This window comes from Pelagibacterium flavum (genome assembly GCF_025854335.1).
In the GTDB taxonomy this organism is placed as follows: Bacteria; Pseudomonadota; Alphaproteobacteria; order Rhizobiales; family Devosiaceae; genus Pelagibacterium; species Pelagibacterium flavum.
This window is the reverse complement of record NZ_CP107716.1, coordinates 2,925,225-2,939,884: the sequence shown is the minus strand read 5'-3', so window position 1 is coordinate 2,939,884 and position 14,660 is coordinate 2,925,225. Positions and strand designations below refer to the sequence as shown.

Annotated in this window: 13 protein-coding genes; 7 read left to right on the top strand and 6 right to left on the bottom strand. The window is 60.0% G+C overall.

Annotated elements, in window-relative coordinates; translation table 11 throughout:
- Window positions 1–121: 121 nt before the first annotated feature.
- Window positions 122–604, bottom strand: coding sequence for a methyltransferase family protein (locus tag OF122_RS14820; RefSeq protein ID WP_264224963.1), 483 nt, complete (start codon window positions 602–604; stop codon window positions 122–124).
- Between the two features lie 111 nt (window positions 605–715).
- On the opposite strand from OF122_RS14820, the gene OF122_RS14815 reads away from it, so the two are divergent.
- From OF122_RS14815 to OF122_RS14795, 5 genes are all read left to right on the top strand, one after another.
- Window positions 716–3,193, top strand: coding sequence for a beta-mannosidase (locus OF122_RS14815; RefSeq protein WP_264224962.1), 2,478 nt, complete (start codon window positions 716–718; stop codon window positions 3,191–3,193).
- A gap of 18 nt (window positions 3,194–3,211) precedes the next feature.
- The gene (locus OF122_RS14810) at window positions 3,212–3,922 is read left to right on the top strand and encodes a D-lyxose/D-mannose family sugar isomerase (protein ID WP_264224961.1); all 711 of its coding nucleotides are present in this window, start codon (window positions 3,212–3,214) and stop codon (window positions 3,920–3,922) included.
- Between the two features lie 80 nt (window positions 3,923–4,002).
- Window positions 4,003–5,145, top strand: a complete 1,143-nt coding sequence (locus tag OF122_RS14805) for a PQQ-dependent sugar dehydrogenase (RefSeq protein ID WP_264224960.1) — start codon at window positions 4,003–4,005, stop codon at window positions 5,143–5,145.
- Between the two features lie 124 nt (window positions 5,146–5,269).
- Entirely contained in the window at window positions 5,270–6,292 is a 1,023-nt protein-coding gene (locus OF122_RS14800; RefSeq protein ID WP_264224959.1) for a TRAP transporter substrate-binding protein, read from the top strand.
- Window positions 6,293–6,457: 165 nt separating this feature from the next.
- The gene (locus OF122_RS14795; RefSeq protein WP_264224958.1) at window positions 6,458–8,005 is read left to right on the top strand and encodes a carbon-nitrogen hydrolase family protein; all 1,548 of its coding nucleotides are present in this window, start codon (window positions 6,458–6,460) and stop codon (window positions 8,003–8,005) included.
- A gap of 744 nt (window positions 8,006–8,749) precedes the next feature.
- Here OF122_RS14795 and OF122_RS14790 read toward each other — a convergent pair.
- The 4 genes from OF122_RS14790 to OF122_RS14775 all read right to left on the bottom strand — a co-directional run bounded on the left by OF122_RS14790 (window position 8,750) and on the right by OF122_RS14775 (window position 11,891).
- Window positions 8,750–9,148, bottom strand: a complete 399-nt coding sequence (locus tag OF122_RS14790; RefSeq protein ID WP_264224957.1) for a VOC family protein — start codon at window positions 9,146–9,148, stop codon at window positions 8,750–8,752.
- Window positions 9,149–9,265: 117 nt separating this feature from the next.
- Window positions 9,266–10,189, bottom strand: coding sequence for an alpha/beta fold hydrolase (locus OF122_RS14785; protein WP_264224956.1), 924 nt, complete (start codon window positions 10,187–10,189; stop codon window positions 9,266–9,268).
- Window positions 10,190–10,260: 71 nt separating this feature from the next.
- Window positions 10,261–11,520, bottom strand: coding sequence for an RNA polymerase sigma factor (locus OF122_RS14780; protein ID WP_264224955.1), 1,260 nt, complete (start codon window positions 11,518–11,520; stop codon window positions 10,261–10,263).
- Window positions 11,517–11,891, bottom strand: a complete 375-nt coding sequence (locus OF122_RS14775; RefSeq protein WP_264224954.1) for a YciI family protein — start codon at window positions 11,889–11,891, stop codon at window positions 11,517–11,519. The genes OF122_RS14780 and OF122_RS14775 overlap by 4 nt, the downstream gene beginning before the upstream one ends.
- Window positions 11,892–12,075: 184 nt before the next feature.
- On the opposite strand from OF122_RS14775, the gene OF122_RS14770 reads away from it, so the two are divergent.
- Both OF122_RS14770 and cfa read left to right on the top strand, forming a co-directional pair.
- The gene (locus OF122_RS14770; protein ID WP_264224953.1) at window positions 12,076–12,336 is read left to right on the top strand and encodes a hypothetical protein; all 261 of its coding nucleotides are present in this window, start codon (window positions 12,076–12,078) and stop codon (window positions 12,334–12,336) included.
- A 96-nt stretch (window positions 12,337–12,432) separates the two neighbouring features.
- A complete protein-coding gene (gene cfa, locus OF122_RS14765) occupies window positions 12,433–13,548 on the top strand; it encodes a cyclopropane fatty acyl phospholipid synthase (RefSeq protein ID WP_264224952.1) in 1,116 nt (371 codons plus the stop codon).
- A gap of 98 nt (window positions 13,549–13,646) precedes the next feature.
- On the opposite strand, the gene OF122_RS14760 is transcribed toward cfa, so the two are convergent.
- On the bottom strand, window positions 13,647–14,582 hold the full coding sequence (locus tag OF122_RS14760) for an AEC family transporter (RefSeq protein ID WP_264224951.1): 936 nt from the start codon (window positions 14,580–14,582) through the stop codon (window positions 13,647–13,649).
- Between the last annotated feature and the right edge of the window lie 78 nt (window positions 14,583–14,660).

Below are 14,660 nucleotides of genomic sequence, written 5' to 3'. Positions count from 1 at the left end.
ACACCTGTGCCCCGACGCCCGAACGGGCTTATGAGATGGCCGGCATCGCATGCGCCCGCTCGAACCCCGGATGCATCCGGTGGACGACAACACAGGTGCTTCCATTTCAACATGACAGGCTCTAAAGCCAGCGGCGAGTCTTTGTCAGAAACGTTTCGTAATCCGTCCCGAACTTACCCGTGAGATAGGCCTCTTCGCGCCGAACCACCACGCGATCGAGGACGAACCACAAGACCGGCAGCGCGATAAGGGTCCATTCCAGCGCAAAGAGAAGACCGATGCCGGTAAAACTCAGCAGGAAGCCGACATACATCGGATTGCGCGTGAACCTGTAGGGGCCATGCGCAACGATGGTCGTTGTGGGTTTGAAAGGTTCCGGATTGGTCCCTGCGGCTTTGAACAGCCTGAACGCCCAGATATCGAGCGTGAGCCCTGCGACAAGCAGCATCCCGCCCACCAGCGTTTGCAGCGAAAACAGCGCCGGAGGGGCCAGAAACCGGATCGGCACCACAAATTCCAAAACCGTCGCCAGCACCAGAAATCCGACCGGATAGGTCGGAGGCAGATGCGGCAGGCCGGGATTGTCCCGATCGATATCGTTCATAATGGCCTCCTGGGCGCAATTGGAGATTTCCATTTCATCTCGACATTGAACTAAAGTAGAAGGCGAGACCACACCTGCAAAGCATCCCAGAGCGTTAGGAGGAGAGACGCCATGGCCGAACGACGCGCCGCACTCCAAGAGGTAATCGATTACAAGGCGCTCGATCTCGGCGGCCGCTTTTCCCTTTCTGCACCGGAGCGAGGCTGGTCGGGGGAGATAACGCTTCCCGGCGACGTTCATACGGCCCTGCTCGAAGCCGGCGAAATTCCCGACCCCTATTTTGGCCAGAATGAAGACGCGGTTGCTTGGGTCTATAAGACCCCCTGGACCATCGAGCGGCGCTTTGATGTGCCCGCAGACATGGCACAAGGCTATCTGACGCTCACCCTCTCCGAGGTCGATTGCATTGCAACGGTGTTTCTCAACGGAGAGGCGATCGCGCAAACCCAGAACCAGTTCATCCGCTACGATCTCGACGTAACGGGCAAGATAAGGGCAGGGGAAAATACCCTCACCATCGCCTTCGCCGTGGTGCCCGACGTCGCGAAAGCCCGTGCCGATGCCCACCCCTTTCCCATCCCCTACGCCGCTATGAACCAGAAGGTCGCGCACCTCAATTTCGTACGCAAGACCGCCTGTCACGCGGGATGGGACTGGGGCATCTGCCTGATGCCTGTTGGCGTCTATGGCCGTATTGAATTGCGCCGATCCGCATTGGCGCGCGCCGAAAGCGTCCAGGTCGAACAGCATCACCATAAGGGCAGGGTGAATCTGGTTCTCAGGACCAGAGTCCACACCTTTGATTCTGGTACAGTTTCCCTGACCCACACGATTGACGGCCAGACCCTCGGCGGCAACACCGCCGTGGACAAGGGTGAGAACCTCATCGAACACAGGGTAACCATCGACAGCCCCAAGCTCTGGTGGCCCGCAGGGCAGGGCGACCAGCCGCTCTATGATCTGGTCACCGACCTCGACGGTGAAACAGCCACCCGAAAGATCGGCCTTCGCAAGCTCGAATGGATCGTGGAGGCCGACGAGATCGATCACAGCTTCAAATGCCGCATCAATGGCCGCGACATCACCATGATGGGCGCCAACTGGATACCGGCCGACGCAATCCCCTCGCGCATCACGCCCGAAGTGGTCGAAGACCTGCTGAAAAGCGCCAGAGCCGCCAACTATAACATGCTGCGTGTTTGGGGTGGGGGGCAGTACGAGCCGGACTGGTTCTACGATCTGTGCGACCAGATGGGACTGCTCATCTGGCATGACTTCATGTTTTCGTGCATGCCCTATCCGTCCGACCGCGCATTTCTTGCGGACGTGCAAGCCGAAATCACCCAGCAGGTCCGCCGCCTTTCTCATCACGCCTCGATTGCCCTTTGGTGCGGCGATAACGAGGTGATCGGCTCGCTTAACTGGTATCCCGAAACAAAAGCCAATCGCGACCGGCACCTTGCCAATTACGACAGGCTTTCCAAACTGCTCGCCGAGATCGTCGAGGACGAGGACCCCCAGCGCCGCTTCTGGCCGTCCTCGCCCTCACTGGGCTACCTGGATTTCGCCGACGGCTGGCATATCGATACGCGCGGCGACATGCATTTCTGGGATGTATGGCACTCGGCAAAACCCTTCGAACACTACCGCACGGTGCAGCCGCGCTTTGCCTCCGAATTCGGATTCCAGTCATTCACCTCGATGAATGTCATCGAGAGCTTCACCCAAGCCTCCGATCGCAATCCCTCCTCGCCGGTGATGGAAACCCACCAGCGTAACGATGGCGGCAATGCCCGCATTCTTGAAACCATGTGCCGCTATTTCCGCTTCCCCAAGGGGTTCGAGGAGATGGTGTTCCTCTCGCAGGTTCAGCAGGGGCTGGCCATCAAGACGGCCATCGAATTCTGGCGCTCCACCAAGCCGCGCTGCATGGGCATGCTGTACTGGCAGATCAACGACATCTGGCCGGTGGCGAGTTGGTCCAGCCTTGATTACGGCGGCCAGTGGAAGCTGCTGCACTACCTCGCCAGGCGCTTTTTTGCGCCCATCAGCATCGTCGCTATCCCCGATGACAATGGCATTGTCATCAAGGGCATGAACGACGGGCCGACACCTGCGGAGATTACGCTCGATATGATCGCAGTGGATATGGAAGGTGTCGTCAAACCCTTGCACGGACTCGATGTTTCGCTCGGACTTGAATCTGCATCTGAACTGGCTCGCGTATCACGCGAGGCATTGGCGGACGGACAGTTTCTGATGCTCGAATGGCGCGATCGCAACGGCGCGCTGATCGGCAGAAACGACTTCTTTCCGCGCGCCCATAAATACTACGATCTGCCCGCAGCAACGGTCAGCGCGCGCTGGGCGCAAGGCGTGAACGGTCCCGAACTCACCCTGCAATCGGATGCGTGTGCCTTCTTTGTCACGGCTCAGGTCGAACCTATGGGATATTTCTCGGACAACTGTTTCACCCTCTTGCCCGGTCGTCCGGTAACCCTTAGCTTCTCGCCTCGCAGGGGTGCGGCGCCGGGCCTGGACGATCTCCAAAATTCATTGCGGATCAGCCATTTGGCGGAAACATATTGAGCAGACGGAGATCACGGGATGAAGCGTTCCCGCGTCAATGAAATCATTTCTGAAGCGGACGAATTCATCCGCTCTTTCGGCTATATCCTGCCCCCCTTCGCCTATTGGACGCCGTCCGAAATGAAGGACAAGCAGGACCAGATCGACAACATCCTGCGGTCGGGCCTGGGCTGGGACGTGACCGATTACGGGCAGGGCGATTTCGACGGGTTGGGCCTGTTCCTGTTCACCGTGCGCAATGGCGATGCGGCCGATCTCGGCAAGGGGCGGGGCATGCTGTATGCGGAAAAGATCATGATCTCGCGTCACGACCAAATCTCGCCCATGCACCGTCACACCATCAAGGCCGAAGACATCATCAATCGCGGCGGCGCCACCCTGGCGCTTCAGCTCTACAATGACGACGGAACCGGCGAGGGCATCGACACCTCGGGGGAAGTCGAAGTGTTTACTGACGGGATTCGCCGTGTTCTGCCCGCCGGCGGGATTCTCGAATTGTCGCCCGGCGAAAGCGTCACCCTGTTGCCGGGCAACTGGCACAAGTTCTGGGGCGAAGGCGGCGACGTGCTGATCGGTGAGGTTTCCACAGTCAACGACGATCGCACCGACAACACGTTCCTCGATCCCATCGGGCGGTTCTCCGAGATCGAGGAAGACGTCGACCCCATCCACCTGTTGGTGTCGGACTATGAAAAATGGTTTGGGGTCGGGGGCAACTCGGGCTACTGACGCCATCGTGATAGTGGAGCGGCGGAACAAGAAATGTCTCGTACGATTGGCAAAGTGTGCCAATCAACGAGGAGTCAACAATGTTCCGCCAAGTTCTTGCCGGCCTTGCCTGCGCGACAGCGCTTACCGCACCCGCCATTGCCCAGACCTTTGAAACCGAAGCAGGTTCGGTAACGCTTGCTCCGGTTGTCGAGGGGCTGCAATCGCCTTGGGGCATGGTGTTCCTGCCCGATGACAGCATGCTGGTGACCGAACGGTCTGGCAATTTGCGGCACGTCACGGCGGACGGATCGATTTCCGACCCGATTGGCGGCACACCCGAGGTGGTCTTTGAGGGGCAGGGTGGTCTGCTCGATGTAGCGCTCGATCCCGAATTTGAAACCAATCGCTATGTCTATGTGAGTTATGCCGAACCCGGTGATGAGGCGGGGACGAATTCAACAGCCGTGGCCCGTGGCGTTCTGAACGACGACATGACCCAGTTGTCCGATGTTGAAGTCATCTTCTCCCAGCGGCCCAAGCTGCCCTCGACGCTGCATTTCGGCTCGCGCCTGGCGTTTGACGAGGATGGCTATCTGTTCATCACCACCGGTGAACGGTCCGACGCCGAGTTCCGCGTCCAGGCGCAGGATCTCGATTCCCATCTCGGCAAGGTCATCCGCATCCTGCCCGACGGATCGGTGCCCGAGGACAACCCCTTTGTCGATACCGAAGGCGCGTTGCCTGAAATCTGGAGCTATGGCCATCGCAACATGCAGGGTGCCGACATGCACCCCGAGACCGACCAGCTTTGGGTGGCAGAGCATGGACCGCGCGGTGGCGACGAACTCAACAAGATCGTGCCCGGTGGAAACTACGGCTGGCCCCTGCTGACCGAAGGCACCGAATATTCCGGCGACCCCATCAATCCGCCCGAAGATCTGCCCGATGACCTGGTGGAAGCCGAGCGGACCTGGGTGCCATCGCCGGCACCGTCGGGGCTTGCGTTCTATACCGGCGAATTGTTTCCCCAATGGCAGGGTGATGCCTTCATGGGCGCTCTGGCCGGCACGGATCTGATCCGCATCGACCTCGAAGGCGAGGATGTCGTGGGTGATGAATTCCTGTTCGGCGACGATTTTCCCCATCGCATCCGCGATGTGACCCAGGGTGACGACGGTGCACTCTATCTCATCACCGACGCAGATCCGGGGCAGATTCTGCGGTTGAGCCCGGCGCAGTGATGCGATAATCAGGCCAGGCATCGGGGGAACCGATGCCCGGGCCCTGCCAGGCGCCCGGAGCGGGATCGAACTCGCACAGGGTGAGAGGCACCCTTGCTGGTCCCGTGCATTTTGGGGACCAATCATGTTCACCAGAACCCTGCTCGCGGCAGCGCTTTATGGCGCTGCCTCCATTTCGTCCGCGCCGGCTCAGGAGTTCACCTTCCGGCTGCACCAATTCCTGCCCATGACCGACAGCGTGCCGCGCGAAGGACTGATCCCCTGGGCCGAGACCATAGAAGATCAATCGGAGGGGAGGATAAAAATCGAATATTATCCCTCGATGATCCTTGGCGGCGCACCTCCCAACCTGTTCGATCAGGCCCAGGATGGTGTGGTCGATCTGATCTGGACGGTGCTCGGCTACACGCCGGGGCGCTTTCCCAAGTCAGAAGTGTTCGAGATGCCGTTCCTCGTGACAAACGCCGAGGATACCTCGCGTGCTTTCCAGCGTTATGTCGAAGAAAACGCCATGGACGAGTTCGCCGACGTCAAGCTGATCGCCGTGCATACCCACGGACCCGGCGTTTTCCATTCGTCCAGTCCAATCGAAACGCTCGACGATCTCGCCGGGCTGAAGGTGCGTGGGGGATCTCGGGTCATTTCCGCCATGCTGACCGATCTGGGCGCCGAGGCCATCGGCATGCCCGTCCCGCAGGTGCCTGAAAGTCTGTCGCGCGGCGTGATCGATGCCGCGACCATTCCCTGGCAGGTAACGATGGCGTTGCGCACCAGCGAGATCGTTTCCCATCACACCGAGTTCTCAGGCAATCAAGGGCTTTATACGCAGACTTTTGCCTTCGTCATGAACCGCGACAGCTACGAGAGCCTTCCAGACGACCTCAAGGCCGTGATTGATGCCAATACCGGCGTGGAGTGGGCCGGGCGGTTCGGTGCGGCCAATGATGCCGACGATATCGTGGCTCGCAATGAGGCGCTGGGGCGTGGCAATGCCATCGTTACGCTTGACGCCGAGGAGACCGCGCGCTGGCGGGCTGCAGCGCAGGTGACCATAGACAACTGGTTTGCCGAGACCGCCGCAAACGGTATCGACGGCGAAGCGCTGTATGGGCGGGCGCTTGAGTTGGTGGCCGAAGAGACGCGATAGAGCCTTTCCACAATAGGTGGGAACCACCTGTTCGTTTGGAAACGCGACAATTCGGGGCTTTTGCTTTGGAGCCAATGTGGCGGTGGCGCGTTGTCGTGCTATAGGCTGACGGCGCGCCGCCGGCACAATCCATTTTGATTTGATCGATAACGAGGTTTCCACCCCGTGCCCAAACTTTCCGACAAGCCGCTCCTTGAGGTGCGGACTGCCAAGATTCGCGATATTCCAGCCATCATCAAGCTGACCCAGAGGGTTTACCCCGAAGAAGGCCCATATCTTCCCGGCACGATCCGTGGGCAGATCAATGCCTTTCCCGAGGGCCAGTTCGTTGCGGTCTATGACGGGCAGATCGTGGGTTATGCCGCCACGCTGCAATTGGCCGAAAAGCAGATATTCAAGCAGCACACCTGGGAAAACATCACCGGTGCCGGTTATGGCTCGCTTCACAACGCCAAGGGCGAATGGCTCTATGGTGTGGAAGTCTGCGTCGATCCGGGCCGCCAGCGCAACCGCATCGGACGCAGGCTGTACGAAGCCCGCCAGCGCCTGTGCGAAGAGCTTTGGCTCAAGGGTATTGCTTTCGGTGGGCGCCTGCCGGGCTATCGCCGCAACAAGAAGGATTATCCGCGCGCCAGCCAGTATTTCCAGGCCGTGGTGGATCGCGAAGTGCGCGATCCTGTGGCCAGCTTTCAGATGAAGCTCGGCTTTGAGCCCGAATTGCTGTTGCGCAATTATCATCCCGACGACAAGGCGTCGGGTGGCCATGCGGCACTCATGGTGTGGCGCAACCCGCGTTACGACGAGGAGGACGAAGCCCGTCCGGCGCACAAGCGCAGCCGCGAAACGGTGCGCGTGACCACCGTGCAGCTCGAGGCGCGGCGGTTTGCCGACGCGGACGCGTTTTTCACGCACATGGAGTATTTCGCCGACGTGGCGGCCGACTATGGGTCGGACTTCGTGGTGTTTCCCGAACTGTTCACGCTGATGCTTCTGTCGAGCGAACCAGAACAGCCACCCCATGAAGCGATCCTGCGGCTGACCGAATACACCCCCCAATTCATCGAGCGCATGCAGCAAATGGCGCTCAAATACAACATCAACATCATCGGTGGCTCTCACCCCACGATCACCGAGGATGAGGATATCCAGAACGTCTGCTATGTCTTTTTGCGCGACGGCACGGTCCACGCCCAGGAAAAGATGCACCCCACACCCGACGAACGCGATTACTGGGGGATCGTTGGTGGCGACTCCGTGGACGTGATCGACACCGATTGCGGGCCGGTCGGGGTGATGATCTGTTACGACAGCGAGTTTCCCGAAGTGGCCCGGCGTCTGGCCGATCAGGGCGCCCGCATCATGTTCGTGCCCTATTGCACCGACACGCGGCAGGGTCATTTGCGCGTCAAATATTGCTGCCAGGCCCGCACCATCGAGAACCAGTGCTATGTCGTGACCTCGGGGATCACCGGCAACCTGGCCAATGTCGACAATCTCGACATCAACTATGCCCACTCCTCCATCTTTACCCCCTCGGACATGCCCTTCGCCCGCGACGGGATCGCCGCCGAAGCGAGCGAGAATGTCGAGATGGTGGTTGTGGCTGACCTCAATGTTTCGACCCTGCAATGGGCCCGCTCGCAAGGTGCCGTCAGAAACCTCCGCGACCGCCGCTTCGATCTCTACCGCATCCGCTGGAAGGATGGTGGATAAGGCAAGGCTTATTTAGGTTGAGCCCATCCTTTGGCTTACCTGGGATGGGGTGAGGGGGCCTTTCTTTTCACGCATGCCAAAACCTCCGACGGCGATGTCGCCTCGGGCCATGATCGCCATTCGAGCTTAGCTCTCATGGCCTTCTCACCTCCAATCGCGCCACCGGCACGATTGGCCGAAGGATGGATCGAAGAACGGCATGGGGCGATGAACGCTCCGCATGTTTAGTTAGTATATGAAGCGATCATCGCCCCACGCGCCCAGGGTTTTTGGCTTAGTCGCCCTTCAGAAGGCTAGGGTCAATCCCCTCCGGGTTTCCCCGGTACGACGGCGTTAGCAAAATCGCGCCAGTCTCGAAACCGAGATCAGGCGGCCGGTTCACGCCGTCCGGCGCTTGTGACGTTTGGGCCTTCCCTGCGGCGACCCGCAAGGAACCCGGACCAAACCCGCCCAAACGTTCGTTGCGCTTGCGTCCATATGCGCGGGTTCGTGAGAGGGAGTATGGGGGAGGTCACGGAAGCGGGGATAAGTCTTTTGCGGTTGGGAGTGTAGCGACGCATCATGATGGATTCCGAGGGGCCTTCGGCCATAGGCCTCAAGGCGTTCAGGCGCTGCCAAAGCTCCACCGGAGCTTTGGCTTCGGCCAAGGCCGAACCGCTTCTCACTCCCGGAATGACAATGGGGAGTGGGATGAGTGGTGGTGAAGGAGCCGAGAGGGTATCCCGGATCGCCGTAGCGCCAATCCTAATCCACGTTGAACATCCATTTGACGCCCCAGCGGTCATAGAGCATGCCGAAGCGCTTGGCCCAGAAGGTTTCCTCGAGCTCCATTTCCACGGTGCCGCCATCCTTGAGTGCGGCGAACATGCGGTCGGCATCCTCGACGGTTTCGGGGTGGACCGAGAGATAAACGCCTGAAAAGGAATTGGCCTGCGCCATGGGGGCATCGGAAGCAAAGAGCCTGCCGTCGCTCCAGGTGAGAGCCGCATGCATGATCTGGTTCTGCATCTCGGCGGGGACATGCTCGGCCGAAGGGGTGTCCTTGTGCGCGGTCATTTCCAGCTCACCGCCAAGCACGGACTGGTAGAAGGTCATCGCGTCCCGGCAATCGCCGGCGAAGTTGAGATACGGTGTGATCTTCATGTGGAGCCTCCTCGGGCCGGATCAGAAAAAGACGTTCATTTTCAACATCTAACGCAAAAGACCGGATTCAGATTATGATACATCTGAATCCGGTCTTCAGCCAATTGAATCTGTTTATCAATCGGCTTGGGCGGCAAGGAAGCGATCAATCAACGGCAGCAGCAGGTCGGTCTTGAACACGATGTCGTAATGGGTCGCGGCCGGGATCACCGCGAATTGACGTGCCGTATCGAGCTCTGGCCCCATCGGTCCGGTCGAGGACTGGCCGCCGAGCAGTTGGTAGGTTTCAAGAGCCTTGTCGAACTGGACCAGATCGGTGTCCCCGATGATCATAAGAACCGGCACCGGGATAGAGGCGACCTGATCGTCGGTCCAGCCGAGCTCTCCCGAAACCATCGCGTCACGGATCTTTTCGACAAATCCGGCGAACCGCTCGGGCTGGGGCGCAACAGCTTCATAGGCCGCAAGCATCGGGGTGCCTTCCATCATCTCCGCTGTCATGTGGGGCCAGCCGGCGCGTACCGAATCCCAGATCGCGTCCGCCTGGTGGGAGGCCGAAATGATAACAAGGCTCTTGACCAGTTCAGGATGCAGGGCCCCTACGCCCATTGCGGTACCGCCGCCCATGGAAAAGCCCACAATATCGATCGGCCCCAGATCCATCTGCTCGATGAAACCGGAAACGTCCTCCGCGAACTGCTGCATGGACAAGGGACGGTCGAGATCGACAGTGCGGCCGTGGCCTTCGAGTTCGATCGCATAGACCTTGCGATCTTCAGCAAGCGCGGAAAGGATGGGTCCCCAGGCCTCGATGGTCATCAGTCCGCCATGGATGAGCAGAAGCGGTTCGCCCTCGCCATGGACCTGATAGTACATGTTCAGCCCGTCGATATTGACCGTTCCGTCTTCGGAAGGGACGGGCACCTCGGTGCTGAGCTGGATGGGGTCGAACGTCTCTGCCATGGTGGCCTCCTGGGCGTTGGCAGGGAAAGAAACGAGCGTCGCAAGAGCGATCGCTGCAAATGTGGTCTTGATCAACATGGTGTCCTCCTGGGGTATGATGCCCATAGGACGGACGGTCATTTTGCTTCCCGACAAAAAGAGCAAAAAAATTATGCGCCGGAGGGAGAGCCGCCCAGTTTGTCGAGGTGGGCCCGGATATGGACGGCCTCCGCAGTGGTGTTGGCGTGGGCAATGGCAATATCGAAGGCGATGCGCGCTTCCTCGATGCGGCCGAGGTCTTTCAGCAGACCGCCGCGCAATCCGTGGAAATAGAAATAGCCGCCCAGCGCATCGGCCAGCGGCTCGATGAGATCGAGCGCCGCTTGCGGCCCTTCGATCTTGGATACTGCGACGGCACGATTGAGCGTCACGACGGGCGAAGGTTGCAGCCTCTCGAGCACCCGGTAGAGCAATTCGATCTCGGTCCAGTCGGTGTCGGCCGGTGTTTCCGCATGGGCGTGCAGCGCCGCGATGGCGGCCTGGACCTGGAACACGCCCGGCCGGCGGTGCCGCATCGCTTTGTCGATCAGGGCAAGGCCTTCGTCGATCATGCGCCGATCCCAGAGCGTGCGGTCCTGATCGTCGAGCAGGATGATGTTTCCATCCTTGTCGAACCGTGCCGCGTCGCGCGATTGCTGGATCAGCAACAAGGCCAGAAGGCCCATCAGTTCCGGTTCGGTCGGAAACAGCCCGAGCAACAGCCGGGCCAGCCGGATCGCCTCCTGTGCGAACGTGTTGCGGGTTTCCGACCGCTCGCCGGCTGAGGTGTAGCCCTCGTTGAATACAAGATAGACCATGGCTGCGACCGCTCCCACCCGCTCGGCGCGGTCGGCGGCATCGGGCGTTTCAAAGCTCGCACCCGATTTCGCGATACGGGCCTTGGCGCGGGTTATGCGCTGCTCCATGGCGGCGTCCGAAACCAGAAAGGCGCGGGCGATCTGCTTGACCGTCAGCCCCGAAACGATGCGCAGGGCCAGAGCGATCTGCTGGGTGGCCGGCACGTCGGGATGGCAACATACGAACAACAGCCGCAGGATATCGTCGCGATAGTGCGAATCGTCGATCCGTTCGGCGATATCGCTTTCGGCATCGGAGGTATCGGAAATCTTGTCTTCTTCGGGCAGGGCGGTGAAGCGCGCGCGGCGGCGCACACTGTCGATGCCGGAATTGCGGCCCACAAGGATCAGCCAGGCGGCCGGATCGCGCGGTGGCCCGTTCTTCGGCCAGGATTTCAGTGCGCGCAGACAGGCCTCCTGGAAGGCTTCCTCGGCCATATCGAGGTCGCGAAAATACCTGTACAGCGCGGCAACCGCCCGAGGGCGGGCGCCGGCCAGCGTCAGGCCAATCCAGTCGGCATCTTTGTCGTTCACTTTGCTTGCGCTCCGGGAAAATAATCGCGGACCGGGCGGATCTCATAGGACCCCATGCCGGGATTGGCCTCGGCCAGATCGCGCACGACTTGCACGACCTCCTCGAGGCTCTCCGCATCGATGACATAAAAACCGAGGAACTGTTCCTTGGTTTCGGCGAAAGGTCCGTCCAGCACCATGGGTTCTCCGGCTGTCTTGCGCAGGGTCGTGGCCGCGGTGGTTGGCATCAGCCGGGCCACCGGTCCCATCTTGCCCGCTTCGACCAGCGGCTTCTGGACGGCGAGAAGATCGGCCATGATCTTGTCGTCGTGTTCTTTCGACCAGCCGCCCACGGCGGCTTCGTCGTTGTAGCAAAGGATTGCGTAGAGCATGGCCAAACTCCTTGTATGGCGAGGACGCACCCGGTTTGCCGTTCCCGACAGCGCGGGTGAAATTTTCTGTATGTTAAAGGGAAGGGCAGAGTGCATCGGGTTGCTGCCGAAAGCCAGAGCGGGTGTGCAACTCAAAGAGGTAGTGCTGCATTAGAGTGTAAGCAGGTCTTTTGGAGATATTGCCATGACGCTGACGCGCAGCGAGATCGAGCGGGTGCTCGGCCCCATCGATGAACATCTGGCCGCCGAGATCGCGGCGACCGAAGCCACCGAGGTTGATTTGACCAAGGCGTTGGCGTGGCTGGACGCCGATGAAGCGCGGGTCAATGAGGGCGATCATTTGCCGACGGGCAAGGTGGCCGAACTGATCGGCATTCTGGAAACGGCAGATGACGAAGATGGGTATTCCCTTCCGTCCCGACAGTCGGAAGACTGGGCGCAGTAAGAGGACCAAGGGACTGGACAACACCCATAAATTTTAGTGAGGTAGAATCCTTTCCCCGCGCCTCGGCGCGTCACTATTATTTGTTTGAGCGGGGCCATGTCGGCAAAGTTCAAGTCGTTTATCACCGATCTTCTTGCGCAAATCGACATCGAAGTAGGCGGCTCACGACCTTGGGACATCCAGGTTCATGACGACCGGCTGTTCAGTCGCGTGATGACCCAGGGGACACTGGGGCTGGGTGAGGCCTATATGGATGGCTGGTGGGACAGCGAGGCAGTCGACCAGTTCTTGTACCGGTGCCTGACCGGGCAATTGCAGAATCGGGTCAAATTCGATCCGGCTCTGGCGCTTTTGACCATCAAGGGCATGGTCCTCAATCCACAGCGGCTGCACGTGCGCGAGGTCGGCGAAAAGCACTACGACATCGGTAATGACCTCTACAGGCGCATGCTCGACCCGCGCATGATCTATTCCTGCGGCTATTGGCGTGAAGCCGAAACGCTCGACGCCGCCCAGGAAGCCAAGCTCGATCTGATCTGCCGCAAGATCGGTCTGAAAGAGGGTATGCGCATCCTCGATATCGGTTCGGGCTGGGGTGGTCTGCTCAAATTCGCCGCTGAGCGTTATGGTGTCTCGGGGTTGGGCATCACGGTTTCCAGGGAGCAGATGACCTATGCCAACGACACCCGTGGCGATCTGCCGATCGAAACAAAGCTCATGGACTACATGGACCTCGAGGGCCAGTTCGACAGGATTGTGTCGGTCGGCATGTTCGAACATGTGGGGTACAAGAACTACCGGCCATATTTCTCCAAGGTCAGCGAGTTGCTGCCTGACGATGGGCTCTTCCTGCTCCACACTATCGGCGGGAGTTTGACTCGCCGCGCCGGCGAGCCATGGCTGGAAAAATATATATTCCCCCACGGCATGCTCCCATCGCCCAAACAGGTAACGACTGCCGTGGAAGGCAGGCTGGTCATGGAGGACTGGCACAATTTCGGTGCCGATTACGATCCGACGCTCATGGCGTGGTATAAGAATTTCGAAGCCGCATGGCCCGAGCTTTCCGAGGCCTATGGCGAACGCTTCCATCGCATGTGGCGCTATTACCTTTTGAGCTGCGCCGCCATCTTCCGGGCCCGCTGGGTGCATCTGTGGCAGGTGGTCTATTCAAAGGACGGACTGCAGGGTGGGTATTTGTCGGTGCGCTAGAGCGCATCCAGCAAAAGTGGAAACGGTTTTGCGGTTCGGACGCGCGACAAAACAAGGACTCAGATCAAGTCTGCGATTCGAAGAAAAGCGGATTTGATCTAAACCCCGGCACCAATAAGGGGCGCGAGAAACACCAGCGTGATCGGGACGGTCACCACCCCCAATACCGTCTGGAAGGCGATGATGCCTGCCATAAGCGGCGCATCGCCGCCCAATTGCCGCGCCATGACATAGGCCGACGACGCGGTGGGAAGGCACTGGATCAGCAGCACCACCAATGCTGCCGGACCCGTGAGCCCGACCGCCAGGCAGATCGCCACAGTGATTGCCGGAATGAGCAGGAAACGCGCGGCGGTGGCGACAAGCGCTGGCCGGATGCCGCGCCCCAGCGCCTCCCAATTGAGCGCCGCCCCGACGCACAACAGGCCGATCGGCAGGGCCGCTTGCCCCATGGCCTGCATGAAGCCTTCGAGGCCAGCCGGCAAAGCGATGCCGGTTAACCGCAGAAGGACCCCCGCCACACACCCCAGGATCAGCGGGTTGAGGGCTATGGATTTGACCACGCTCAACGCGGAGGGCTGGCGATCGCCGTAACGGGCAAAGACCAGTGAACACACGATGTTGACCGTAGGAACCAGGATGGCATTGACCACGGCGGCCAGCGCCGCGCCGGGCACGCCAAGCAACCCGACGGCGGCGGTGACCCCGACATAATTGTTGAAGCGGATGCCGCCCTGAACGACCGAAGTGAGGGCCGGGCCGTCGAACCGCGTTACCCTGTTGGCCGCCAGAAGCACCAATGTTCCGATCACCGCCGGGCCGATAAGCCCCGCAGCGATCAGCCCGATGGGGGCGTTGGAAAGGTCGGCTTTGTAGAGACCATGGGCGAAAAGGAGCGGAAGGAGGACGAAATAGGCTAACCGCTCGGCTTGCGGCCAGAACCCCTCGCCCAGAAAGCCGAAACGCTTGAGCAGATGGCCCAGCGTGATGATCAGCGCAATGGGCAGCAGGGCGGAAAAGATAAGGGCAAGCATGGAGGGCCGGACGCTGATGGATACCCCTCTACTAGCCCTCTCAAACCGATTGGCCAAGCTCTGGCTGTTCGATCAGGA